This window comes from Serratia sp. GW822-FHT06D09 (assembly GCF_058799515.1).
In genome coordinates this window covers 571,278-596,352 of sequence record NZ_JBXALO010000002.1, presented here as the reverse complement: position 1 = coordinate 596,352, position 25,075 = coordinate 571,278, and the positions used below count along the sequence as shown (strand labels likewise).

The following is a 25,075-nucleotide window of genomic DNA, read 5'->3' as shown; positions in this document are numbered from 1 at the left end:
TGTAAGGAATTCCGTATGAGCGTATTGAACATTCTTGAAGAAAAACTGGCCGAAACCAAAAAACAGGGCCGGTTCCGCGAGTTCCTCAACCTGGAACGCAGCGTGCTGGATAAACCCTGGGCCACCAGCCACGGGCAACAGGGTGAGCGCCGTCTGAACGTCTGGTGCTCCAATGACTATCTGGCGATGAGCCATCACCCCAAGGTCATTTTGGCCACCACCGAGGCGGTAAACCGTGTCGGGCTGGGTACCTGCGGGGCACGCAGTATTTCCGGCACTTCGATCTACCACAGCGAGTTGGAAAGCTTGCTGGCCAAAGCCTACGGCAAGGAGTCCGCGCTGTTGTTCACCACCGGCTTTGGGGCCAATGACGCCACGCTCTCGACGCTGTGCGACGCCATTCCCAATCTGATCGTCTTTTCTGATGAGCTGAACCATGCTTCGATGATTTACGGCATTCGCTACAGCAAGGCGGAGAAGAAAATCTTTCGCCACAATGACGTTGCGCACCTGGCCGAGCTGCTGCAGGAAGCCGATCCGCAGCGTCCCAAGCTGATCGCCTTCGAGTCGCTCTATTCGATGGACGGCGACTTTGCCCCGCTGACACAGATTGTCGCGCTGGCGGAGAAGCATCAGGCGCTAACCTATCTGGACGAAATCCACTCCGCCGGCGTTTACGGCCAGCGGGGCTTGGGTTATGCCGAGCAATTGGGCCTGCTGGACAAGATCACCATTATTCAGGGGGGCTTTGGTAAGTCCTACGGCGCTGCCGGTGGCTATATCGCCGCACCGCGCGCGGTGGTAGAAGCCGTACGCAGCTGGGCACCGGCGTTCGTCTTCAGCACCTCCTCCCCCGCGCCGGTGGTGGCGGCGGCGCTGGCCAGCTTCAAATACAACCTGGAACATGACAACCAACGCAAACATCTGCTGGCGATAATCGATCACCTGAAATCCGGCCTGCGCGCCGCCGGTATTCCTCTGGTCTCGGAGGACAGCCATATTCTGCCGGTGCTGGTCGGCGATCCACACCGCAACAAGCACATCAGCAAACAACTGCTCGATGAGTACGATATTTACGTGCAACCGGTCAATGCCCCGACGGTGCCGGTCGGCAGCGAACGTTTGCGGGTTACGCCGACCTCGGCCCATACTCATGAGGACGTGGAATATTTCCTGGCGGCGCTGAGCAAAATCTGGGCCGCCAATGCGTTACGGAGAGCGGGATGAAGTTGACGGACTACAACGGCCATTTTCTTACGCTGTGTCTGATGGCGACCGGCACCTTTGCCATCGGTACCGATGCGTTTATCGTCGCCGGCATACTTGACGAGATTTCCGGCACCTTTGCCGTCAGCCCTGCGCAAGCGGGGCAGTTAATCTCGGTCTTCGCCCTGGCCTATATGGTGTTCGCTCCGCTGACCGCCTGGCTGCTGGGCAACCTCAACCGCAAACATATCTTGCAGCTGGCTCTGGTGTTGTTTATCGCCGGTAATCTGGTTTGCGCCTATGCCGACAGCTTTTTGCAAATCTCCGCGGGCCGCGTACTGGCGGCGCTGGGGGCGGCTTGCTACACGCCGCAGGCCGCCGCCGCCGCAGTCGGGCTGGTGGCGGAAAAACGCCGCGGGCTGGCGATATCGATTGTGTATGGCGGCATGACGCTGGCTATCGCGCTGGGCATTCCCTTTGGCACCTTCCTCGCCAAGCTGATCGGCTGGCGGGAGATCTTCTTGCTGATCGCCCTGTTAGGTGCCGTTGCGCTGCTGGGGCTTTCGCTGGCGCTGAACGCCATAGCCGCGCCGGGGAAACATTCGCTGAAAGAACGGTTGGCCCCACTGCGACAAAAGGCAGTGCTGACCACGCTGCTGATCACCTTCTTCGCCGTCTGCTCCGAACACATTGTTTACAGCTATGTGAGCGTATTACTGAAGAATACTCAGTTGGGCCCGGAGGCGATTTTGCCCCTCGCGTTACTGGTGTTCGGCATCGGGGCCGTCATCGGCAATTTCGTTTCCGGTTTATTAACCGATACCTTCGGCAGTAAATTTGTCCTGCTGTTTTCCGTGTCGATTCAAACCCTTTCATTGTTCCTGCTGGCCTTTTACGTCACCTCACCCTGGTGGGTGCTGGCAATATTTCTGGTATGGGGGATTACCGGCTGGATGTATCTGGTACCTATTCAGCACCACTTGCTGTCGCTGTCCAAACGTTTTGGCGCGCTGACCGTGTCGCTGAACAGCTCGGTACTGTATGCCGGCATTGCGGCGGGGGGCATGCTCGGCGGCCTGACGCTGTATACCTTGCCCGCTTATTACCTGCCGCTGTTTTCGTTGCCGTTGGGCGCCATCGCCCTGCTGCTGACGCTGCTGTTCTTCCAGGGAGAAAAAAGCCATGACTGACCTGCCACCACCGGTGCTGTATGAACAACAGGACGGCATCGCCGTGATTACCCTGAACCGGCCGGAAAAAAAGAACGCCATCAATTTGGCGATGGCTCGCCTGATCCAACGCTACCTGCAACAGGCCGAGCAGGATGAAAAGGTTCGGGTGATCCTGTTGACCGGTCAGCCACAGGTGTTCTCGGCCGGGATGGACGTCAAAGCCTTTCAGCAGGGCGAACTTCCGGTGGTCGATCCGAATGGCTTTGCCGGCCTGGTGCATGCGCGACTCACCAAGGTGATTATCGCCGCCGTGGAGGGTATCGCCTTCGGCGGAGGGTTCGAGATAGCGCTGGCCTGTGACCTGATCGTCGCCGGGCGGGATGCGCAATTCAGTTTCCCGGAGACCGGGCTGGGGCTGATTGCGGCACAAGGCGGATGTTCGCGCCTGCCGGCGCGCATCTCCCCCTATATCGCCCTCGACTGGTTACTGACCGGTCGCGTCATAGGCGTGGAGGAAGCCTGGCGGCACGGTGTTATTTCACGGATCAGCGAGGGAAGCGCTCTGGAAGAGGCACGGCTGATCGCCGTGCAAATCGCCCAGAAGCACCCGCTGGCTACCCAGGCGGTAAAAGCCATCGTTCGTCATGGGATGACGCAACATGAGGCCCCCAGCTTTGATTACCAACAAAGCTGGGTAGATCAGGTGCGGTTGGCAGCAAAAGTCTTTTAAGAGCATTCTGAGGGAATGGCAATCATTCGCAGTCTGATTTTTAATCACTACAAGACCGCAATTGAGAAGCCATTGACCCCGCTCTGCGGGGATTTTTTTGCCTGGTTAACCCTCGTCTGAGGGAAAAGGCTGCATAAACAAAAAGGTACAAGGCTTGCTCTGATGCTGATTGATTAAAGGCACCAGGCGCTTGAAATGCTCGGTTTGGCAATGCGTGTCCAACGCTGCCCGATCGGGCCACTCCTCGACGAAAATAAAATGCCCCGGATCCTGATGGTCAATCAACAACTCATAGGAGAGGCACAGCGCCTCCTGACGGGTTTTCTCTACCAATTCGCGATACAGCGGCAACACCGTTTCAATACGGTCGTGCTTGATAAAATCTTCAGCAATCACCTTTAGCATGGCGTCTTTTCTCTTTCAGTTTATCTGTCATGGGTGGCCACTCTACCCTCGAAGACCAGACTTTACCTTCATTAATCGCGGTGATAATTCAAAGCTTGTCATTCAGTGATTACGCGCACAGATATTCATCAGCAGGCTTGAATCACGACCGGCCATGTGTGAATTTCAGGTTAACCAATTGTCAATTTTTGGTTTCTATTAACAGATTTTCCGTGGCTGCACAGGCCAGGATAGCGTTCATTGCTGATTTTTTTTGCCCACAAAGGCCTGACCATTAGTCCTTTAGACCTTTGGGTGAAAACTGAAAACCGACGGTGAATGTTCCGCAGTGGCAATAGGTGCAGGCAAGCTGCCGGCGTTACACCGCCGGCCCCAGTCGTTCAACCTGTTTGAGAGGGTAGCCCCGTGAGTAATACGACCAACACCAGTTCCGCGCTCAATTCAGCGATTAAAAAAACGTGGCGCAGATTAATCCCCCTGATGTTCTCTCTGTATTTCGTCGCCTTTATCGATCGGGTAAACGTAGGCTTTGCCAAGGAAGCAATGTCGGTGGATATTGGCCTGTCGCAATCCGCCTTCGCATTGGGTGCAGGGATTTTCTTCGCGGCTTACGCCATCTTCGGCATTCCAGCCAACCTGATGATGAACAAACTAGGGGCAAAAGTCTGGCTTAGCGCCACCACGGCAGTGTGGGGGGCCTTGTCCGCCTGCACCGGTTTCGTCAGCAACGAATATCAATTTATCGCCCTGCGCTTCCTGTTGGGGTTGGCCGAGGCTGGCTTCTACCCGGGTATCCTGTTGCTGGCTTCCCTTTATTTTCCCAATAAGGTTCGAGCCTCAGTGATAGGTATCTTTGTCCTCGGGGTTCCCGCGGCCTTGACCCTGGGCTCGCCCATTTCTGGTGCGTTGCTCGAAATGCACGGCGTGCTGGGGCAGCCAGGTTGGTTCTGGATGTTTGTTCTGGAAGGTTTACCGGCCGTCGTGTTGGGGATCTTCGCCTATTTCTATCTTGACGACAGCCCGGCCAAGGCGCGATTTCTTAACCCGGAAGAGAAGCAGGCGTTGGTGGCACAGTTGGCCCTGGAGCAAACAAATACCGAGGCCAGCAGCGTGAAAGAGGCGTTGAAAAATTCCAAGGTTTGGCACCTGGCTTTTATTTACGGCACCATTCAGGTCGGCGTGTATGGCCTGTTGTTTTTCCTGCCCTCGCAGGTGGCCTCGCTGATGGGCACCAATATCGGGTTTAAGGCATCACTGGTAGCGGCAATTCCCTGGGCCGTTTCTGCATTTGGGGTCTATTACATCCCGCGTTATGCCGACCGCAAAACCGCCCGCCGCTTGCCCATTGCCATCGGCTGCATGGTGATTGCCGCACTGGGATTGGTTGTTTCCTCCTATGCCGGGCCGACTGTTGCCATTATTGCGTTGTGCTTTTGCGCCGTCAGCTTCCTGGCGGTGCAGCCGATATTCTGGACCTTACCGGCGCAGATACTTTCAGGCCCGGCGCTGGCGGCCGGCATCGGTTTTTGCACCACGCTGGGCGCACTGTTCAGTTTCCTGGCGCCGCTAATCCGTACCGAGGCAGAACTGCGCTTCGATAGCCCGCATGCCGGCCTGATCGTACTGGCAATTTTCTCTTTGCTGTGCGCCGCGCTGATTTTTGCACTCAAAGGGTGGGCTACGCAGAGCACCGAGCATCAGGCTCAGGTGAGTGGGTAAGCCTGGGCTGAAGCCCATTCGATTTAGCTTATATTGAAGCGGTGAATGAGACACTGACCCTACATTTTCTGGGGGTCATCCATGGAGACATTAACCGCTATTATCACCAAATACGGCCCGGAGCCCGGTCTCCTGTTGCTGCTTATTTTTCTGTTTGCATTGGGCAAGTCGGTCATTTTCATTTCTTCGGTTCTGCCGCCCGCATCGGTGACGTTGATGTTAGGCATTGTCGCCGGCAAGCCGGTGCTGGCCGATGCTCATGTCTGGGCGGCGATAACCCTGGGTGCCCTGCTCGGCTCCGTTTTGTCTTTCCATTGCGGCGCATGGCTTCAAAAGCGCCAAAGCGGGAACTGGCTGCCGGTCAGATACCGTGGCGCATTGAACAAGGCGCAATCCGCGTTACAGAACAACGGGATCCCGCTGCTGTTTGTATCGCGCTTTCTGGCCGTGATGCGCTATACCGTGCCATTGGTTGCCGGCATGATTGCCCTGCCGCGCAAGCAGGTCTATTGCGCCAGTGCGCTGTCTGCCGGGGTGTGGGCCGTGGCTCTGATGTCTGTCGGTCAGCTGTTTTAATGGCCGCTCTCGATTATTGAGGACGGAATTCCAACGCGGCATTCTTAACCACAGCGTAAACCGCCGGTGTCGGGGGTTTGGGAAAGCTGGCATTTGCGGTTGCCACTACAGCCGCACGGCAAAGTGCGGGATCACCGCCTTCAGCCCGGACATCTAACAGCATGCCATCCGGAGCCAACTTGAGTCGTAATGAGCATTCCTTGCCGGCGTAGACGCTGTCATATTGAAAATGACTTTGAATAGCCGCTGCGATCTGCGCGATATATCGGTTGATCTCTTGCCCAGGTGCTGGCGCCGTTTTACCTTCCAATCCAGCGAAAAGGTCATCGACTTCGCCTCCTGAAACCTCAGGTTTAGCCGCAGTGCCCGTCCCCGAGCAGCCCGCTAACAACAGCGTTGCGATAACGAGCAATACTGCCGACAGGCGAGTTTCCGATCCTGAATTAACTTTTCTCATGATTCCCTTCCTTTTAAAACCGCCCTATCCGCTGTTGACGGGGGCCTGTTCAGAATGCAAAAAGCCCACTCAAGTGGGCTTTATCGTAAATCAGTTCTGCCGGGTTGCGCGCTTCATTTCTCGCTCGCCCGGCGATTGTGTTTTGACGGATAAAGGCGCGACGAACGCTTTCCACTCTTTGCCAGCGGCCTGGTCTGCAGAGGCCTTGTTACGCGACTCGTCGTCCTGTTGCCCCGCACAGCCTGACAGTACCATCACACCCAGAGCCATTATTAGCGCTTTACGCATCTCTATCTCCCTATAGAAAAAATTTTCGCAAATGATAACAAATCTCAATTCTTAGCGTTAGCTGAAAGCCGGCTGTGAATTATAATAAGAAAATATTATCATTGGCGTGATGCCCCACTTCCCTATAAGCAGTGAGTTTCTGATAGCCCATGTATCAATACCCTGAACATCTGACCGGTGAGGTCGCCAACCTGCCGCAGAGATGCGGGGTTTATTTTTTTCACGGCGACAACGGCACCTATCCCCTCTACATAGGCAAGAGCGTCAACATCCGCCGCCGCGTTCAGTCTCATCTACGCAATCCGCGCGAAGCTCGGTTGCTTGCCGCCACCCGCCGCATAACCTGCATCGAAACCGTGGGGGAGATTGGTGCGCTGCTGCTTGAATCCTCCCTGGTGAAACAGCAAAGCCCGCTCTACAACAAGCGGCTGCGTAAAATCCGCCGGCTATGCGCGCTGCAGGTACAGGACTCCCAAACGCGAATCGTATACAGCGATGCGCTAGACTTTTCCCGGACGCCTAACTTGTACGGCCTGTTTCTGCGGCGTGCGGCGGCCGTCGATTTTCTGATCGATATTGCCGATCGGGAGCAGCTCTGTCTGACGTACCTGGATATTGAAAAAGGACGCCCCGGACAACCCTGCTTTCGCCATCAATTAGGCAAATGCGCGGGAGTATGCTGCGGCAAAGAGACCCCGCAAGCGCACCAGAGCAGGCTGCTTGGTGCCCTGGAGCAGGCCCAGGTGCGGCACTGGCCATTCCCCGGCAGGATCGCCATTGAGGAACGACAAGGGCCACTTAAAGCTTTTCATGTCATCAGCAACTGGTTCTACCTCGGTACGGCACCGTCGCTGGATGCAGCCGAAAAACTCAGTTTCCCGGCCGATGAGTTCGATCGAGACTGTTACCGTATTCTTTGTCGGCGGTTATTCCATGAAAGCCGTGAGCACATTCACTTGATTGATACGCCCTGACCCCTGCGTAAGCGGGTTCAACCCGTCACAATTTCACTATCAATATCGATTTTGCAGGGAATGGGTGGTAAGAGATCGAGGTAAATAAATGAGGGAAAACTAAACGTGTACTACATTATTCAACTGAACATTCACGCTAAATTGAGGCGTTTTTTAAGAAACACGGCTCAAAATCGGCCTTAACTGGCGCTAATGCCAACCCCTTGCCTTCACGAGGTAATCATGAATACAGCATCTGCTGTAATGCTGAACTGTCTGCCGACAAGCTGCTTTATGCCACGTCATTGGCTCACTTTGTATTCCACTGCCCAAGCTAAAAAGAAACGCACCTAAGTTATCAGCGGGCTCCTCCGCAGATAAGGAAGATATTTCTACGATATATTTTAAAACTAATGATAGATTATGGACATGCATTAATATTTACGCTTACATTTACATTTTTTCCGTATTTTTATCGCTGAATTTATGCTAATTTAGCAAGCTTTTGGATAGTGATATTATGGAAAGGATGAATAATGAATAAAATAGCGACCTATCTACTGGCTCCTTTTTTTAAAAGGTTTGACGCGGCTCTCCATCACAGCAAAGATATGATAGTGGATTTAGATGAGAAAATTCACACTTTAAAAAATGATATACTTAGCGAAAACAAAAAAAACAGAGAACTGCTTTCACAGTTGTTTGATGAAACCAAAAATTCAAGTAATGAGTCAAAAAACACCGCAGATAACTTAAACAAAATAAATGAATTATTAATTGGGTTATCAGAAAAACTAGAAAGCGCGACCCCAGAGAATAATCATTCATTACTTGAAATGAAAGATAACATCAACAAAAAAATACTACACATTAATAAAACTTTAAATATAATATCAAAAAAACAAAATCATAGAAATAAAACGCCAACTGTTTTATTTTTAATTCACAACATGAATACATGGTATTCTGTAGCGAACATATACTATGCCTTGTCTGCTGATCCAGATCTAAATGTGATAATAGCCAGCATTCCTCGTTCATTTCCTGGGGTAGATGGCTATACCGGAGAAACCGAAACAAGTAATTCGTTAGCGAAAATTGGCGTTAACCACATGAGAGTAAGCACGAGTAATGACAAAGATATAGCTACAATACTAACGACGCTAGCCCCCGACGTTATCTTTAGACAATCACCATGGGATAATGATATCCCTGATGGATTTAGCGCCGAAAAAATAAATTTCGCAAAAATATGCTATATTCCTTACTATGCTATAAATATAGTAAAAAACATGTCGTCAGGTACTGATTTTGATTTTCAATCAAACCAAGCGCTTCACAATAACAGTTGGAGAATTTATTGTGATACCGAGTATGCGTATCAAGAGCTGTGCCGAAACTCGCTCCTGCGAGGGATTAACGCAAGATATATCGGCCACCCAAAACTAGACTTCATTCACACACAAATGATTGAATACTCTAAAGAAAAAACAAATCATAAAGAAATAAATATTCTTTGGGCCCCACATCATAGTATTGATGATGGATGGCTATCTTTTGGGACGTTCGATGTTAACTATTTTGACTTTTTAACATTTGCAGAAGAAAACCCCAAAATAAACATTATGTTGAGGCCCCATCCCGCGCTTTTTGACTATATGAAAGCAAAATCAGAAGAGACAAAAAACAAGGTTGAAGAATTCATTGCTCGCTGGAATTCATTAGACAATACTAGCATTGACTACAATCATGATTACATAGACTCATTCAAATGGTCTGATATTATGGTAACTGATGGCATATCATTCTTGGTTGAGTATCCACTCTTCCATAAGCCAATTATTTTCCTGGAAAACAAAAATCACGCTGAATTTAATGAAATCGGTATAATTGCTGTTAATTGCAGTCATATCGCCAAGGATTTTATCGACGTTAAAAATATAGTTAATAAATTTGAAAATGGAACTTTAGAAAAAAAACAAACTGCCATCGAAAGCCTGGAGGAAATAACCCTTCCGAATAAAGGCAATGTGCATAATCTGATTGCAAAAGATATAAAAACGAATTTGTAAAAAATCAACCTTTGTCGCGCCCATAGTTAGGGCGCGTAATTAGCAAGAGGGCGATGGGTATACGACTATTTCTAATGTCGCCATTTTCATTACCCTATTTTCTTGTAGTACATTACTTTTCTCTCTACCCCACCTCAATACCAATATCTCATCAGAAATTCGTTAAGTTTTAAATTAAATATTTAGCAAAAAAAAACAATTATCCTTTTACATTAAAAAATATATTCGTACGTATTAAATTATCGAAAATTCCACTATCAAATTTTTTTATTAGGAATAGGCATGTAGTTTTTACACATCATGAAAACTTCGCGAAAATCACCAGACCCTTTTCCTACTCCATACGGTGAGATCCCAGAGCTTCCCCGGTACCTCTATTCGGCCACTGGGTAGCAAAATGCCCAAGAGCGTCAAAGGAAATGATTGTGGCACCACCTTGATCATCTAGCCGACTCCTTGTTAAGACTTGCTATCCATGTATCCATCGGATGCCGTACTCGCCACAGGCAGTAGAGTCATCCCGCAAAGGCCAGGGACGACCTCCATTCCTCCGTTCCTCCGTTCCTTCCTGGGCAACATCCCGAAATATGAGGCGCCGCCATCTTCCTCCAAGCATCGATACGTACTATGACTAGGGTCCTACCATCACGATTATTACGGTTATCATTGGTACAAACGGTAGTGTCTATACTAAGAATTTCTGTTTTTATGACTACTGACACACATGGGCAGCGGATTAATTCAAGCAAGAGTCCCATTATCAATTTTGCGGGAAATCGACGGGATGAAGCGGAAAAAAATAGGCGGGGACGGACCCAGTTTGCGCCAGATCACTCAACTGAACATTCACGCTAAATTGATACGTATTTTGCGAAGCGCGTCTCAAATCTGCGCGTTTGAGAAAAACCGAAAAATAAAAATCCTCGCTAACCGCATGATTTGTTGGCAGGTCGTACAGGCTTCGAACCAGTGCCCCATTGCTTAAGAGTCAACTGCTCTACCGACGGAGCTCACCCCCCAACGACGTAAACTATTCTCTTCAGCCCCCTCGACGTCAAACGCTTACACCCATTAGTTTTTCTCATGCGATATTTCCAAGACCCTGTTATATCAACAAGATAAGTCAGATCAGGGCTGTTAATCTGCTACGACGAGGAGTAATCTTCCGCCCCCAAGACGTCCGATTTGCCTCCTCGGTGTAAAGAACAATCGACTTTTATCCCTCGCATAAATGTTGTAAACATGTTGCACAAAGGTGGCGTTATTGCACTACCTTACTAAAGCCGGGCCAACCGGATAATCGTATAAAAAAGAGCCACTTCAGAGCTCGCTATTTCACTCATGACAGGTAAAACAGGACATCATCAGATGGTAGATCACTCTAAAATAGCCACAGACACCGCGCCTGCGTCAGAAGATCATCTACGGCGAAACCTAACTAACCGACATATTCAACTGATCGCCATCGGTGGCGCCATCGGTACGGGTCTGTTTATGGGTTCCGGCAAAACCATCAGTCTGGCCGGCCCCTCCATCATCTTCGTGTACATGATCATCGGCTTTATGCTGTTCTTCGTGATGCGCGCGATGGGCGAGCTGCTGCTCTCCAATCTGGAATACAAATCTTTCAGTGATTTCGCTGCCGACCTGCTCGGCCCCTGGGCCGGTTTCTTTACCGGCTGGACCTACTGGTTTTGCTGGGTGGTCACAGGCATTGCCGACGTGGTGGCGATCACCGCCTATGCCCAGTTCTGGTTCCCGGGATTGTCGCAATGGATCGCCTCGTTGCTGTGCGTCTTGCTGTTGCTGGGCCTTAACCTGGCGACGGTGAAGATGTTTGGCGAAATGGAGTTCTGGTTTGCGATGATCAAAATCGTTGCCATTGTCGGGCTGATCGTCGCCGGGCTGGTCATGATCGCCATGCAGTTCCAGTCGCCTACCGGTACCGTCGCGTCGTTCTCACACCTGTGGAATGACGGTGGCATGTTCCCGAAAGGCATCAGCGGTTTCTTCGCCGGTTTCCAGATTGCGGTGTTCGCCTTTGTCGGTATCGAACTGGTTGGTACCACCGCGGCTGAAACCAAAGATCCGGAAAAAGTGCTGCCCCGCGCCATCAACTCCATTCCGATCCGCATCATCATGTTCTACGTGTTCGCCCTGATCGTTATCATGTCGGTCACGCCATGGAGTTCTGTGGTTGCCGACAAGAGCCCGTTCGTGGAACTGTTCGTGCTGATTGGCCTGCCGGCGGCAGCCAGCGTGATTAACTTTGTGGTGCTGACCTCCGCCGCCTCTTCCGCCAACAGCGGGGTGTTTTCCACCAGCCGCATGCTGTTCGGTCTGGCGCAGGAGGGCGATGCGCCCAAGTCGTTCGCCAATCTGTCCAAGCGGGCAGTGCCGGCTAACGGGCTGACCTTCTCCTGTATCTGCCTGCTGGGCGGTGTGGTGTTGATTTACCTGATCCCGAACGTCATGACCGTGTTCACGCTGGTGACCACCGTCTCGGCGATCCTGTTCATGTTTGTCTGGACCATCATCCTGTGTTCATACCTGGTTTATCGCAAGAAGCGTCCGGCGCTGCACCAGAAATCGATTTACAAGATGCCGGCCGGCAAACTGATGTGCTGGGTCTGTATGGCGTTCTTCGTGTTTGTGTTGGTGCTGCTGACGCTGCGCGATGACACCCGCCAGGCGCTGATCGTCACGCCGTTGTGGTTTGTGATCCTGGGCCTGTCTTACGTATTCCTGCGTAAGAAGAAAGCTGCCTAACCCCACAGGGGGATAGTTCGCTATCCCCCTGAATATCCCCTCTCCTGGCGCCTAGCGCGGCCGTATTCCGTCGATAATCACCCTCTGCACGTTCTCTACCGTCTGCTGAAAAAACGCCTCATCTTCTAACGTTTTCCCGGTTACAGCTTCTATCTGGACCCAAAAATCGGCGTAGTGCTGAGTGGTCGCCCACAGCATAAAAATCAGGTGATACGGCTCTATCGGCGCGATATGACCTTCGGCAATCCAACGCTCAATCATGGCGGACTTCTCGTCCACCAGCATCTTCAACCCACCCTGCAATTCCTGTTTCAGCAACGGCGCTCCCTGGATCATCTCCAGGCAAAACAGCCGTGAAGCCTGCGGATGATGGCGCGAGACCTCGAGCTTCAGCCGTATATATTCACGAATGGCCTGCAACGGTTCCTGATCGGCGCGCAGCGCTTTCAGCGGCGCCAGCCAGACATCGAGAATGCCTTTCAGCACCGCTACGTAGAGTTCTTCTTTGGAGGGGAAGTAGTACAACAGGTTGGTTTTGGAAACGTCGGCGCGCTCCGCCACCTGATCCAGACTGGTGCCATGAATACCGTACAGCGAGAAGAACTCCAGCGCCGCATCCATGATGGTACTGCGTTTTGCAGCTACCGCACGCGAGCGGCGCGTGGGCGGTTTAACGGCTTGTGGCTTCACTGCGGCTCCTAGGCACAATCTGACTCCGGCCAGCATAGCAAAGCCCTGGTATGAAACCCACGCTTTTACCTACCCCTTCCGGGGGATCTTTTGCACCTTTAATGAGCAGGCGCGCCTGTTTTTTGTGCAGATAATTTTGACCAAATGGTCTGTTTTGGACCATTCACTCAATAACCGGTCACCAAATAAACCATAACAAATTGATAAATAATCAATTTTAAAACATGGCATCGGGTTTGCTTTGGTTCAGGCAAGCAGCCTGTGATTGTCCCCTTCACTGACCCGAGGTATTCAAATGAAAATTGGCGTATTTATTCCGATCGGCAACAACGGCTGGCTGATTTCCAGCAATGCCCCACAGTACAAACCAACGTTTGAACTCAATAAAACCATCGTGCAGAAGGCCGAGCACTACAACTTTGATTTCGCCCTGTCGATGATCAAACTGCGCGGCTTCGGCGGCAAAACCGAATTCTGGGATCATAACCTGGAGTCCTTCACCCTGATGGCCGGGCTGGCTGCCGTAACCTCACGCATCAAGATCTACGCCACCGCCGCCACCCTTACCATGCCGCCGGCCATCGTCGCGCGTATGGCTTCCACCATTGATTCTATTTCCGATGGGCGCTTTGGCCTGAACGTGGTGACCGGCTGGCAGAAACCGGAGTACGAGCAGATGGGCATGTGGCCGGGTGACGAGTACTTTGGTCGTCGCTACGACTATCTGGCGGAATACGTCAGGGTGCTGCGCGATCTGTGGGGCACCGGAAAATCCGATTTCAAGGGCGAGTTTTTCCAGATGGACGACTGTCGCGTCAGCCCGCAACCCCAGGCGGACATCAAGGTGATTTGCGCTGGTCAAAGCGATGCGGGCATGGCTTTCTCGGCCAAATACGCCGACTACAACTTCTGCTTCGGCAAAGGCGTCAACACCCCCACCGCTTTCGCACCGACGGCTGCCCGGTTGAAAACTGCCGCCGACGCCGAAGGCCGCAGCGTGGCCTGCTACGTGCTGTTTATGATCATTGCGGATGAAACCGACGAGGCTGCCCGCGCCAAATGGGAAAGCTATAAAGCCGGGGCCGATACCGAAGCCCTGGCCTGGCTCACCGAGCAGAGCGGCAAAGACACTAAATCCGGCGCCGACACCAATGTGCGCCAAATGGCCGACCCCACTTCCGCCGTCAACATCAACATGGGCACGCTGGTCGGCTCCTACGCCAACGTGGCGCGCATGATGGATGAAATCGCCACCGTGCCCGGCACCGAAGGCGTGCTGCTGACCTTCGACGACTTCGTGCAAGGCGTAGAAGACTTCGGCGAACGCATTCAACCCCTGATGAAAAGCCGGGCAGCCGTTTGCCCACAAACTGCAGCAAGCCGTGAGGTGGCATGATGAAAATTGTTGAAACCCAACCGGTGGTACGCCGCCAGTCACCGCAAGGCGGAGCGACGGTCACCCTGCCCGCCCGTCCTGAGGCCATCGCCTTTGCGCCGCAGGAAACCGCATTAATCGTGGTCGATATGCAAAATGCCTACGCCTCGCAGGGGGGATATTTGGATCTGGCCGGGTTCGACGTTTCGACCACCGCCCCGGTGATCGCCAACGTCAAGCGTGCCATCACTGCCGCGCGCGCCGCGGGCATTAAGGTGATTTTTTTCCAGAACGGCTGGGACAATCAGTACGTCGAAGCCGGCGGTGAAGGCTCACCTAACTGGCACAAGTCCAACGCGCTGAAAACCATGCGCCAGCGCCCGGAATTGATGGGCAAGCTGCTGGCCAAAGGCGATTGGGACTACGACCTGGTGGATGAACTGCAACCACAGCCTGGCGATATCGTGCTGCCGAAACCGCGCTACAGCGGCTTTTTCAACACCCAGCTCGACAGCCTGCTGCGCTCTTACGGCATTCACCATCTGGTGTTTACCGGCATCGCCACCAACGTTTGTGTGGAATCCACGCTGCGCGACGGCTTTTTCCTCGAGTATTTCGGCATTGTGCTGGCCGACGCCACCCACCAGGCCGGCCCGGCGTTCGCCCAACAGGCGGCGCTGTACAACATCGAAACCTTTTTCGGCTGGGTGTCGGACGTCGACAGTTTCTGTGACGTTCTCGCCGCTCCGCTTAGCCAGACGGCATGAGTTTTGCCTGTTTAAACCCAAAACAACCTTCACCAGGAGCGCGACAATGCCAAAAACAGTGATCACTCCACCGGGCAGCGGCAAACCGCTGGCTCCCTTTGTTCCGGGCACCCTGGCCGACGGCGTGGTGTATGTCTCGGGTACGCTGGCCTTCGATAAAGACAATAACGTCGTTCACGTCGGTGACGCCGCGGCACAAACACGCCACGTGCTGGAGACCATCAAAAGCGTGATCGAAACCGCCGGTGGAAGCATGGACGACGTGACCTTTAACTCGATCTTTCTCACCGACTGGCAAAACTATGCCGCCATCAATCAGGTATATGCCGAGTATTTTCCCGGCGATAAACCGGCCCGCTACTGCATTCAGTGCGGGCTGGTGAAGCCGGACGCATTGATTGAAATCGCCACAGTGGCCCATATCGGCCGCTGAGCCATTGAGGATCGAGCATGTACTTTGAGATTTTGGGAAAAGATACGCCACTGGCGCCGACGCTGGTGCTGTCCGCAGGCCTCGGTGGCTCGGGTAGCTTCTGGCAACCGCAGATTGACGCGCTAACCCGGCATTTCCGGGTGGTCATTTACGATCACTATGGCACCGGCCGCAGCAAAGGCGTGGTACCGGACGGCTATAGCATGGCCGATATGGCGGATGAAGTAGCGCAACTGCTGCGTTCGTTCAGTATCGAACGCTGTTATTTCGTCGGCCACGCACTGGGCGGCATGATTGGCCTGCAACTGGCGCTCACCCAGCCGCAGTTGCTGGAAAAACTGGTGGTGGTCAACGGCTGGCCGGCGCTGGACAGTCAGACCCGGCGCTGCTTCCACGTCCGACAGGATCTGCTGCTTAACATCGGCGTTGAAGCCTATGTGCGCGCCCAGCCGCTGTTTCTGTTCCCCGCCGACTGGCTATCGCAGCACGAAGCCTTGCTAGGTGAAGAGTTGCAGCACCAAACCGCGCATTTTCAGGGCACAGAAAACCTGCTGCGCCGCCTGAATGCATTGATCAATACCGATTTCCGCCCTCACCTGGCGGACATCACCACACCAACCCTGGCCTTGTGCGCTCGCGACGATCTGCTGGTGCCCTATCTCTGTTCGCATCAGCTGGCGGAAAGCCTGCCCAACGGCGAGCTGGCGCAGATGACCTACGGCGGCCATGCGATGAGCGTGACCGACAGCGAAACTTTCAACCGCACCCTGCTGGACTGGCTATTGAAAACGCCGAACGCCAGCAGCAGCCTCGCCCTCTAGCCCGGAGACACCTTATGCAAAGCCAAACAGGGTTTGCCGATGCACCGCTGCAACCAGCGTACGTAGAAAAACAAGACTTCCGCGATGCCATGGCCCGCCTGGGATCGGCGGTGAATATCATTACCACCGACGGCCCCGCAGGCCGCGCCGGTTTTACCGCCTCTGCGGTATGCAGCGTCACCGACACGCCCCCCACGTTGCTGGTGTGCCTGAACCGCTCGGCGTCGGTGTATGCGGTGTTCAAGCAAAACCAAACGCTGTGCGTCAATACGCTGGCGGCAGAGCACGAATCGCTGTCGAATCTGTTCGGCGGCAAAACGCCGATGGACATGCGATTCTCCGCCGCTCGCTGGTCTACGCTGGTGACCGGCGCCCCGATTTTGCACGGCGCGCTGGCTTCTTTCGATTGCCAAATCAGCCAGATTGTCAGCGTCGGCACCCACGACATTCTGTTCTGTCAGGCGGTGGCGTTGGCCCGCAATGACCACAGCCACGGCCTGGCCTATTTTGACCGGCGTTATCACTCGCTGTTGAAACAATGATCGGCGCGTAGCCGCAACGCTCGCATCTGTAACCCTAACCTGCACCTCAATATTTTGGAGATGACGATGGCGAATACCTGGTTTCCCCAATGGCGGCTGAAGCAAGGCAATCTGGACGGTGCGGTTGTTGCGCCCGATGAACGGCTGCCAGTGACCCAGACGTTGGTGATGGGTTTGCAGCATGCGGTGGCGATGTTTGGTGCTACGGTGCTGATGCCTTTGCTGATGGGCTTTGACGCCAATCTGGCCATTCTGATGTCCGGTATCGGCACGCTGCTGTTTTTTCTGGTGGTCGGCGGTCGGGTACCGAGCTATCTCGGCTCGAGCGCGGCATTTGTCGGGCTGGTCATCACCCTGACCGGTTACAGCGGCCAGGGCGCCAACCCCAATATTGCCCTTGCCCTCGGTGGCATCATCGCCTGCGGGCTGGTGTATATGCTGATCGGTTTCGTGGTGATGAGCGTTGGCACCCGTTGGATAGAGCGGCTGATGCCGCCGGTAGTGACAGGGGCGGTGGTCATGGCTATTGGCCTCAACCTGGCGCCCATTGCGGTGCGCAGCGTTTCAGCCTCCCATTTTGACAGTTGGATGGCGGTGGTCACTATCTTGTGTATCGGTTCGGTGGCGGTTTTTACCCGCGGGCTGATGCAGCGGTTGCTGATCCTGGTTGGCCTGATCGCCGCCTATTTGGTTTACGTCGTGGCGACCAACGGTTTCGGCCTCGGCAAACCGGTAGATTACAGCGCACTGAGCCTGGCCCCTTGGTTCGGTCTGCCGCAATTCACCGCCCCGGTATTTAACCTGCATGCCATGCTCCTGATTGCCCCGGTAGCGATCATTTTGGTGGCGGAAAACCTCGGGCATGTGAAAGCGGTGGCGGGCATGACCGGCCGGGATCTTGACCCTTATATCGGTCGCGCCTTCGTCGGCGACGGGTTGGCGACAATGCTTTCCGGCTCGGTCGGGGGCACCGGAGTGACGACCTATGCCGAAAATATCGGGGTGATGGCGGTCACCAAAATCTACTCCACGCTGGTGTTTGTCGCCGCCGCAGCGGTAGCGATTGTGCTGGGGTTTTCACCCAAGTTCGGTGCATTGATCCACACTATTCCCGGGCCGGTGCTGGGTGGTGCTTCGATCGTGGTGTTCGGCTTGATTGCCGTCGCCGGCGCGCGCATCTGGGTGCAGAACAAGGTTGATCTGGGGGATAACGGCAACCTGATTATGGTGGCGGTAACGCTGGTGTTGGGTGCAGGGGACTTTGCGTTAACCCTCGGCAACTTCACCATGGGGGGCATTGGCACCGCCACTTTCGGTGCCATTATCCTCAATGCGCTATTGCGCAACCGTAAAATCTTGCCACTGGCGGACAGCGCTACCCGTTAGCACCGCGGCCCGGCTTGCCGGGCCTTATTCAACCAACGCCGCCTTTGCTTTACGTCGAATACGCATTTCGCTGACCAGCACGCCCAATACGATCAGCGCACAACCCAATAGCGCTACGCCCGGCAAACGCTCGCCTGCAATGCGTCCCACCAGCCCGGCCCACACCGGCTCGCCGGCATAAATGACTGTGGCACGCGTCGGCGAAACGCTTCGTTGCGCCCAGTTCATCGTCACTTGAATGATGGCGCTAGCCAGCCCCAGACCGACTGCGCTGTAGAGCAGGTAATTGCTGTAAGGCGGTACCGACTCGCCGGTCGGTACCATCATCAGAAACGCCGCCAACGAGGCCGTTGCCAATTGCACCACCGTCACCCGCTTAACGTTAACCTTGCCCGCATAGGCACCAATCAAAATGATCTCGGCAGCCATGCCCAGCGTGCCAATCAACGTCAGGATCTCGCCGATGCTAAGCGCCATATCGGCACTGCTTGGCGCTGCCAAGAGCATCAGGCCACTGAAGGCCAATAACACGCCGACCCAGGCCATAACGCCGGGGAAACGTCCGAGCACCAACCACTGCAATAACGGCACCATCGGCACATACATGGCGGTGATGAACGCCGACTGACTGCTGCTGATGGTTTGCAGCCCCACGGTTTGCAGGCCGTAACCGAACATGATGGCGATACCGATAAACACGCCCGCTTTCAGCTCATACCAGGTCAATCCGCGTAAGCTGCGCAGGGAGAATAACGTCAGCACCAGCGTAGCCGCAGCGAAGCGCAAACCCACGAAGAAGAACGGCCCGCTGACCTGCATCGCAAGATGGACCGCCAGAAAGGTTCCGCCCCAGATCATGGTGATGAAAATCAGCACCGCTTCCTGCCGCTTTATCGTGGGAATGAAAGTGAAAATAGAGGATTTTTTTACTGCAGACACCGGCTTGCCCTTCCTGCTGGGTGCAATATAATGCACAGATCCTGCCAGTATGAGGTAAAGCCCTGGGATGAGCAATACAGTGAACAGCGGTAAACATGAAGCGCCCAAGGTGTTGCAATACCTGAGCAGCAACCTGCGTGGCTATCGCCAGCAGGCGGGGCTAAGCCAGGTGATGCTGGCGGAAAAATCCGGCGTCAGCCGCCGCATGCTGGCCGGCATCGAGGCCGGTGACCGCAACGTCAGCCTGGCGGTGTTGGACAAATTGGCCGAAGCATTGAATATCGCCTTCACCGATCTGATCCAGGCTCCCGAAGCGCGCGGCAGCCATTTGGTCGGCGAATTGGCATGGCAAGGCGTACAGCCGGCAAGTCAGGCTCTGTTTGCCGCCAGCGTGCCTGCTCGACAGCGGGTTGAGCTTTGGGAATGGACGCTGATGCCCGGCGAGCACTACGATTCTGTGCCGGATGCCGAAGGCTGGAGTGAAATAATCTACGTGATTACCGGCAGCCTGACGCTGGTGCTGGAACAGCAAACCCTGACGCTGAACGCCGGCCAAACCCAGGTGTTCAACAGCGATCAGCACTACGCCTACGCCAACCGCACCGATTTTCCGCTGCGCTTTATCCGCAACGTCACCTTCTAACCCGCATACTCAGCGGGTTGTCACCTGGCTGTCGTACAGATGTCATGCGCCTGTCGTGGCGGTCAACGGCCTCAACTCCTACACTTGGCCTCAATGAAGGTTCATTTTTGGAGCGTGCAATGCAAACTTACCGCATCCGGCAATTACGGCTGGAAAAAGGCTGGTCTCAGGAACAATTGGCCAGCATTGCCGGGCTTAGCACCCGTACCGTTCAGCGTCTTGAAAATGGCGAGCAGGCCAGCCTGGAAACCCTGACCGCGATAGCCGCGGCGCTGGAGTTACAGATTGGCGATCTCAACCAGCCGCCGCAACAGGAAAACAGCGACAGCGGCCAGGCCGAGCAGGCGATTCGCCGACAGGTGGAGGAAGAAGGCAGGCTGCTGCGCATGATAGTGAGGTTCGCATTTATCGCAGTGCTGTTGTTCGCCATTAACTGGTTTACTCATCCGCAATATCTGTGGTCGCTTTGGGCCATGGCCGGCATGAGTATCGCGGTGATTATGCGCGCGACGCGCACCCTGCTGTTACGCGACTTCTTCAGCCGATGGCAACGCCAGCGCCTGGAGCAAAAGCTCAAGCGCCTGCACTGAGTTTCAGCCAGTCAGCCAGCCGGGCCAGCGCGCTGCCCGGCCTGATTTCTTGCGGCGTCAGCAGACAATAACCGCTACCGTCCGACGTAAAACCAAAGGGGGCGCTCAGTAGCCCACCGGCCACATCATCCCGCACCTGCTGCCAAGGGCCGATAGCGACGCCTATCCCCGCCACCGCCGCCTGCAAACTGAAGTAAAAGTGATCGAAACGCTGCTCTGGACAGCCTTCCAGCGACACACTCTGCTGCTGAGCCCAATGCCGCCAGGCATCAGGCCGGGTGGCCGAATGTAACAGCACCGCATCGCGGCTCAACTGCGGCTGACCCGCGTGGAGAGCGATAAAACGCGGCAGCATTTCTGGCTTGCATACCGGCCCGACTTGCTCGTTGAACAGCCACTGGCTGTGCAGCTTATCGCCCCAGTCAAAATCGTTGCGCCGTAGGGCGGCGCTGATGCCGTCGTGAAACGAAAATGGCCCGCCGCCCGCGACCAACTGCAGATGGATGTCCGGGTGCGCCAACTGAAACGCAGGCAGGCGGGGTATCAGCCAACGCATCAATAGCGTCGGCTCACAGGACAATACCAGCGGTGCGTCCTGTGCCTGCTGCCGCAGTTGTTGCGCAGTCTGCTCCAGGATGCCGAATGCCTGCTGCGACGCCTGAAACAACGTCCGCCCGGCGGCCGTCAGATACACCCGCCGATGACGACGTTCAAACAACGCAATACCCAGCTCATCCTCCAGCGCCCTGACCGCACGACTCACCGCCCCGTGCGTCAGGTTTAAACTGTTCGCCGCCTGGGTGAAACTTTCCAGCCTGGCCGCCGCTTCAAAGCATCGCAATCCGCCCAATGACAGTGGCCGGCTTATTTTGCGTGAGTTTTTCTCACCGAAATCGTCAGTTTTCATCGTTTGTCACCGTCGGCTATTCCCTTTATAAATCAGCCACTCTCTTCTGATTCATCTACAGGATTACTATGACCGAACTCATCGCTGTCGTCACCATCACTTTACTTGCCGTCATTAGCCCAGGGCCTGATTTCGCCATGGTGTCGCGCAACAGCCTGTTGCTTTCCCGTCGTGCCGGCGTGGTGACCGCTTGCGGCATTGGCGCCGGGGTGTTGATCCACGTGAGCTACACCCTGATCGGCGTCGGCGTGCTGATCCAGCAATCGCTGTGGCTATTCACCCTGTTGAAGATGATTGGCGCTGCCTACCTGATTTACCTGGGTATCAGCATGCTGCGTAATGCCGGTGCTGCCACGGTTTCTGCCGGTGCGACCCCCACCGCCGCCAGCGATTTCGCCGCGCTGAAAACCGGCTTCTTAACCAATGCGCTGAACCCGAAAACCACCATTTTTGTCGTCAGCCTGTTTATGCAGGTGGTTAATCCACACACGTCGTTGGCGGTGCAAATCGGCTACGGCTTGTTTATCGCCCTGGCCCATATCCTGTGGTTCAGCGCCGTTGCGCTGCTGTTTTCCGCGCCGGGCATCAATGCGCGACTGCTGCGCCTGCGTAAAGGCATAGACAGGGTATTCGGTGGCCTGCTGATTGCCTTCGGTGCGCTGCTGGCGATAGCCGGGATGAGATAAGGCCACAAGGCCAAGTTCCGCATTCACTCCTATGCTTAGGAAGCATCTCTTTCATCCACCACAGCGGAGAACGGAACATGGCGAAAATTTTGGTACTGTATTACTCAATGTACGGACATATTGAAACCCTGGCGAATGCGGTAGCGGAAGGCGCACGCAAGGTCAGTGGCGTAGAAGTCACCCTGAAACGCGTGCCGGAAACCATGCCGTCAGAAGCCTTTGCCAAAGCCGGCGGCAAGCAAGATCAACAGGCTCCTGTCGCCAGCCCGCAGGAACTGGCCGATTACGACGGCATCATCTTCGGTACCCCAACCCGCTTTGGCAACATGGCGGGCCAAATGCGGACCTTCCTCGATCAAACCGGCGGGCTCTGGGCTTCCGGCGCCCTGTACGGCAAGGTAGGCAGCGTATTCTCTTCCACCGGTACCGGCGGTGGCCAGGAGCACACCATCAGCTCAACCTGGACCACGCTGGCGCACCACGGTTTCATTATTGTGCCTATCGGTTACGGAGCACCCGAGCTGTTTGACGTTTCACAAACCCGCGGCGGCACCCCTTACGGAGCAACCACCATTGCCGGTGGCGACGGTTCGCGCCAGCCCAGTGCGGAAGAGCTGGCCATTGCCCGCTTCCAGGGTGAACACGTAGCGAAAATCACCGCCAAGCTGAATAGTTAAGCTATCACCTGCCCGATGGGGCCGCGGATTCCTGCGGCCCCATCTTGTTGCCAACCCCCGGCAAGGTTAAAATGCCGCTCAGCCTGCCATTCACTACCTGAACGTCACGGTCGAAATTCGTTCTGCCCGCCAATCACCGGCCTTTGCCCTGATGACGGGCGTTCTGTTTTTGCGCATAGCGAAGGGAAATAAGTCAGTGTCTAAAGATTTTGATGAACTAATAAGAGACATGGATCTTATTATTGAAAATGTAGACAGTTTCAAGGCTATGGCCCCGCGCGCACCCGAGCCCCCCGCAGCACCGCCTGCGGTTCATCACTACGATTCGTTCTGCGAGAATGTGGCGCTGAAAGTGGTGTTGAAGGTGCTGCTCTCGTCGGTGGATAAGATCGTCAAGGTACAGATTGCCAATAAGGTCGAGCAGGAAATTGCTCAAATAGAACAGCAGGTGGTACGTGCCGGCGGTGGGCCGGTGTCCCCCGAGGATCTGGCGCAAATGACGCAATACGTGCGTCGCACCGTAAACACCCTGTTGGAATAATCGCCATTACGATTAAAAAACGTGCCAACCCTTTCAGGCGATATAAATTTTTACGTTATTTTTATATCGCCTACCTTATTCTTTCAGGCTTAAAGAATAAATTGACTTATTGCCGTCAGGCAACTCGGGCGCAAGTATTATGGTCAAGAATAAGCAGATATTGGTCGTTATTCATCTTTGCAGTTTTTTAGTTTTCCTTTACAGCCTGTCAATGATCCCGCCTCTGCTGGTGGCGCTGCTCTATAAAGAAAAAAGCGTTTTCTCCTTTTTCTATACCCTGGTGATTGCCGGATCGCTCGGTGGGTTAGGCTGGTTCAGCACCCGTCAGGCCAAAGTACAATTGCGTACCCAGGACGGTTTTCTGATTATCGTCATGTTCTGGCTGCTGTTTTCGATGATCAGCGCCCTGCCGCTGTGGCTGGATGACACGCTGAACGTCAGCCTGACGGACGCGATGTTCGAAGGCGTGTCCGGCATCACCACCACCGGCGCTTCGGTACTTAACGATGTCTCGGGCATACCTAAATCCTTTCTCTACTACCGTTCCCAGCTCAACTTTATCGGCGGCCTCGGCGTCATTGTGTTAGCCGTGGCCGTGCTGCCGCTGCTGGGTATCGGTGGCGCCAAGCTTTATCAGTCGGAAATGCCCGGACCATTCAAAGAAGAACGACTGACGCCACGGCTGGCCGATACCTCGAAAAACCTGTGGCTGATCTATCTCGGTCTGGGGCTGGCCTGTACGGTGGCTTTCCGCATTGCCGGCATGCCGTGGTTCGATGCCCTCTGCCATGGGATTTCCACCGTATCGCTCGGGGGATTTTCCACCCGCAATGAGAGTCTGGGCTATTACGACAGCTCGGCGGTCGAAATGGTCGGCGGTATTTTCTCCATTCTGGCGGCGGTGAACTTCACCCTGTATTTCGTTGCCGTAGGCCGCCGCAGCCTGAAACCATTGTATAAAAACCCGGAGCTGCGCTTCTTCCTGCTGGTGCTGTCGATTATCGTGGCGATTGTTTGCCTCGAGCTTTACCGTTCCGGCATGTACGGCGCCAAGGACTCCTTCGTGCATGGCTTCTTTCTCACCAGTTCGATGATGACCGATAACGGCTTGGCCACCGCCGACTATGCCAAAATGCCTTCTCACACCATTATGTTGTTATTGGCGGCCAGCTTTTTCGGTGGCTGCGTGGGCTCCACCTGCGGCGGCATCAAGGCGCTGCGTTTTCTGATCATGTACAAACAAAGCCGGCATGAGATCAACCAGTTGGTGCATCCCAATGCCGTTTACACCATCAAGGTCGGCAACGCGCCGATTCACGATCGGGTGTTACGGTCGGTCTGGAGCTTTTTCTTTCTGTACGTTTTTTTCAGCTGCTTCTTCATCTGGCTGCTGAACCTGATGGGCTATGATCTGGTGACCTCTTTCGCCACCGTGGCCGCCTGCATCAATAACATGGGGTTGGGTTTCGGCGAAACTGCCGCGGGGTTTGGTACGCTTAGCGATGCGGCGAAATGGTTGATGTGCGCGGCGATGCTGCTCGGCCGCCTTGAGATCTACCCCATGCTGATATTGTGCTCGCGTGCCTTTTGGCGTTTTTAAGGCTTTGTAGCCCGCCATTTACAGGCTGTTTTAATCCACCTTGCTGTACCAATGCTGACACATTCGTAACGTGAATGTGTTGCATTGTTGTATTCGTTTCACTGCGATAAGTTACAAGTACTGTAAATACA

At 54.4% G+C, this 25,075-nt stretch carries 26 protein-coding genes; 20 read left to right on the top strand and 6 right to left on the bottom strand.

Annotated elements, in window-relative coordinates; all coding sequences use genetic code 11:
* Positions 1–15 precede the first annotated feature (15 nt).
* The 3 genes from hemA to AC1RKG_RS06500 are packed head-to-tail and all read left to right on the top strand — an operon-like array spanning position 16 to position 3,108.
* Positions 16–1,227, top strand: coding sequence for a 5-aminolevulinate synthase (gene hemA / locus AC1RKG_RS06510; RefSeq protein ID WP_493182404.1), 1,212 nt, complete (start codon positions 16–18; stop codon positions 1,225–1,227).
* Positions 1,224–2,396 (top strand): MFS transporter, encoded by a 1,173-nt coding sequence (locus AC1RKG_RS06505; RefSeq protein WP_116690780.1) that lies wholly within the window; start codon positions 1,224–1,226, stop codon positions 2,394–2,396. The genes hemA and AC1RKG_RS06505 overlap by 4 nt, the downstream gene beginning before the upstream one ends.
* A complete protein-coding gene (locus AC1RKG_RS06500) occupies positions 2,389–3,108 on the top strand; it encodes an enoyl-CoA hydratase-related protein (RefSeq protein WP_493182402.1) in 720 nt (239 codons plus the stop codon). The genes AC1RKG_RS06505 and AC1RKG_RS06500 overlap by 8 nt, the downstream gene beginning before the upstream one ends.
* A gap of 105 nt (positions 3,109–3,213) precedes the next feature.
* Here AC1RKG_RS06500 and AC1RKG_RS06495 read toward each other — a convergent pair whose 3' ends face one another.
* Positions 3,214–3,513 carry a putative quinol monooxygenase gene (locus tag AC1RKG_RS06495; RefSeq protein ID WP_046373950.1) on the bottom strand — a complete coding sequence of 100 codons (300 nt, stop codon included), beginning with the start codon at positions 3,511–3,513 and terminating at the stop codon, positions 3,214–3,216.
* A 480-nt stretch (positions 3,514–3,993) separates the two neighbouring features.
* On the opposite strand from AC1RKG_RS06495, the gene AC1RKG_RS06490 reads away from it, so the two are divergent.
* Both AC1RKG_RS06490 and AC1RKG_RS06485 read left to right on the top strand, forming a co-directional pair.
* Positions 3,994–5,232 carry an MFS transporter gene (locus AC1RKG_RS06490; RefSeq protein WP_493182575.1) on the top strand — a complete coding sequence of 413 codons (1,239 nt, stop codon included), beginning with the start codon at positions 3,994–3,996 and terminating at the stop codon, positions 5,230–5,232.
* A gap of 81 nt (positions 5,233–5,313) precedes the next feature.
* Positions 5,314–5,808: a DedA family protein gene (locus tag AC1RKG_RS06485; protein ID WP_122078397.1), complete on the top strand. Its 495-nt coding sequence runs from the start codon at positions 5,314–5,316 to the stop codon at positions 5,806–5,808.
* Between the two features lie 13 nt (positions 5,809–5,821).
* Here AC1RKG_RS06485 and tolA read toward each other — a convergent pair whose 3' ends face one another.
* Together tolA and AC1RKG_RS06475 are read right to left on the bottom strand one after the other, a co-directional pair.
* Entirely contained in the window at positions 5,822–6,265 is a 444-nt protein-coding gene (gene tolA, locus AC1RKG_RS06480) for a cell envelope integrity protein TolA (RefSeq protein ID WP_201895463.1), read from the bottom strand.
* A 90-nt stretch (positions 6,266–6,355) separates the two neighbouring features.
* Positions 6,356–6,553, bottom strand: a complete 198-nt coding sequence (locus AC1RKG_RS06475; protein ID WP_493182399.1) for a hypothetical protein — start codon at positions 6,551–6,553, stop codon at positions 6,356–6,358.
* A 149-nt stretch (positions 6,554–6,702) separates the two neighbouring features.
* Between AC1RKG_RS06475 and AC1RKG_RS06470 the strand changes: the two genes are divergently transcribed.
* The 3 genes from AC1RKG_RS06470 (at position 6,703) to cycA (ending at position 12,347) form a co-directional block, all read left to right on the top strand.
* Positions 6,703–7,527: an endonuclease gene (locus tag AC1RKG_RS06470; RefSeq protein WP_122078391.1), complete on the top strand. Its 825-nt coding sequence runs from the start codon at positions 6,703–6,705 to the stop codon at positions 7,525–7,527.
* Positions 7,528–8,042: 515 nt separating this feature from the next.
* The gene (locus AC1RKG_RS06465; protein WP_493182397.1) at positions 8,043–9,578 is read left to right on the top strand and encodes a CDP-glycerol glycerophosphotransferase family protein; all 1,536 of its coding nucleotides are present in this window, start codon (positions 8,043–8,045) and stop codon (positions 9,576–9,578) included.
* A gap of 1,368 nt (positions 9,579–10,946) precedes the next feature.
* Entirely contained in the window at positions 10,947–12,347 is a 1,401-nt protein-coding gene (cycA, locus tag AC1RKG_RS06460) for a D-serine/D-alanine/glycine transporter (protein ID WP_187962628.1), read from the top strand.
* A 51-nt stretch (positions 12,348–12,398) separates the two neighbouring features.
* Here cycA and rutR read toward each other — a convergent pair whose 3' ends face one another.
* Positions 12,399–13,073, bottom strand: coding sequence for an HTH-type transcriptional regulator RutR (gene rutR, locus AC1RKG_RS06455; RefSeq protein WP_493182395.1), 675 nt, complete (start codon positions 13,071–13,073; stop codon positions 12,399–12,401).
* Positions 13,074–13,332: 259 nt separating this feature from the next.
* Between rutR and rutA the strand changes: the two genes are divergently transcribed.
* The 6 genes from rutA to rutG all read left to right on the top strand — a co-directional run bounded on the left by rutA (position 13,333) and on the right by rutG (position 18,361).
* On the top strand, positions 13,333–14,433 hold the full coding sequence (gene rutA, locus AC1RKG_RS06450) for a pyrimidine utilization protein A (protein WP_493182393.1): 1,101 nt from the start codon (positions 13,333–13,335) through the stop codon (positions 14,431–14,433).
* Complete coding sequence (gene rutB, locus AC1RKG_RS06445) at positions 14,433–15,179, top strand: pyrimidine utilization protein B (RefSeq protein ID WP_262255672.1); 747 nt, start codon at positions 14,433–14,435, stop codon at positions 15,177–15,179. Before rutA ends, rutB begins: the two co-directional genes overlap by 1 nt.
* A gap of 46 nt (positions 15,180–15,225) precedes the next feature.
* Positions 15,226–15,612 (top strand): pyrimidine utilization protein C, encoded by a 387-nt coding sequence (gene rutC / locus AC1RKG_RS06440; RefSeq protein ID WP_122078381.1) that lies wholly within the window; start codon positions 15,226–15,228, stop codon positions 15,610–15,612.
* A gap of 17 nt (positions 15,613–15,629) precedes the next feature.
* A complete protein-coding gene (gene rutD, locus AC1RKG_RS06435) occupies positions 15,630–16,433 on the top strand; it encodes a pyrimidine utilization protein D (protein WP_493182391.1) in 804 nt (267 codons plus the stop codon).
* A 14-nt stretch (positions 16,434–16,447) separates the two neighbouring features.
* Positions 16,448–16,975 (top strand): NADH-dependent FMN reductase RutF, encoded by a 528-nt coding sequence (gene rutF, locus AC1RKG_RS06430; protein WP_020826200.1) that lies wholly within the window; start codon positions 16,448–16,450, stop codon positions 16,973–16,975.
* A 66-nt stretch (positions 16,976–17,041) separates the two neighbouring features.
* Positions 17,042–18,361, top strand: a complete 1,320-nt coding sequence (gene rutG / locus AC1RKG_RS06425) for a pyrimidine utilization transport protein G (protein ID WP_493182390.1) — start codon at positions 17,042–17,044, stop codon at positions 18,359–18,361.
* Between the two features lie 24 nt (positions 18,362–18,385).
* Here the strand turns inward: rutG and AC1RKG_RS06420 are convergent, their stop codons facing one another.
* Positions 18,386–19,300, bottom strand: coding sequence for a DMT family transporter (locus AC1RKG_RS06420; RefSeq protein WP_046373961.1), 915 nt, complete (start codon positions 19,298–19,300; stop codon positions 18,386–18,388).
* A gap of 67 nt (positions 19,301–19,367) precedes the next feature.
* Here AC1RKG_RS06420 and AC1RKG_RS06415 point away from each other — a divergent pair, with 67 nt between their 5' ends.
* Entirely contained in the window at positions 19,368–19,943 is a 576-nt protein-coding gene (locus tag AC1RKG_RS06415) for a helix-turn-helix domain-containing protein (RefSeq protein ID WP_493182389.1), read from the top strand.
* Between the two features lie 119 nt (positions 19,944–20,062).
* A complete protein-coding gene (locus tag AC1RKG_RS06410; protein WP_493182387.1) occupies positions 20,063–20,533 on the top strand; it encodes a helix-turn-helix domain-containing protein in 471 nt (156 codons plus the stop codon).
* Here AC1RKG_RS06410 and AC1RKG_RS06405 read toward each other — a convergent pair.
* Positions 20,517–21,440: a LysR family transcriptional regulator gene (locus tag AC1RKG_RS06405; protein ID WP_187962624.1), complete on the bottom strand. Its 924-nt coding sequence runs from the start codon at positions 21,438–21,440 to the stop codon at positions 20,517–20,519. The two genes, AC1RKG_RS06410 and AC1RKG_RS06405, sit on opposite strands and share 17 nt — an antisense overlap.
* 68 nt (positions 21,441–21,508) lie before the next feature.
* Here AC1RKG_RS06405 and AC1RKG_RS06400 point away from each other — a divergent pair, with 68 nt between their 5' ends.
* From AC1RKG_RS06400 to AC1RKG_RS06385, 4 genes are all read left to right on the top strand, one after another.
* Positions 21,509–22,126, top strand: coding sequence for a LysE family transporter (locus AC1RKG_RS06400; RefSeq protein WP_493182385.1), 618 nt, complete (start codon positions 21,509–21,511; stop codon positions 22,124–22,126).
* A 77-nt stretch (positions 22,127–22,203) separates the two neighbouring features.
* Complete coding sequence (wrbA, locus tag AC1RKG_RS06395; RefSeq protein WP_493182383.1) at positions 22,204–22,803, top strand: NAD(P)H:quinone oxidoreductase; 600 nt, start codon at positions 22,204–22,206, stop codon at positions 22,801–22,803.
* Between the two features lie 229 nt (positions 22,804–23,032).
* Positions 23,033–23,344 carry a hypothetical protein gene (locus AC1RKG_RS06390; protein WP_020826192.1) on the top strand — a complete coding sequence of 104 codons (312 nt, stop codon included), beginning with the start codon at positions 23,033–23,035 and terminating at the stop codon, positions 23,342–23,344.
* Between the two features lie 139 nt (positions 23,345–23,483).
* Positions 23,484–24,944, top strand: a complete 1,461-nt coding sequence (locus AC1RKG_RS06385; protein WP_020826191.1) for a TrkH family potassium uptake protein — start codon at positions 23,484–23,486, stop codon at positions 24,942–24,944.
* Positions 24,945–25,075 lie beyond the last annotated feature (131 nt).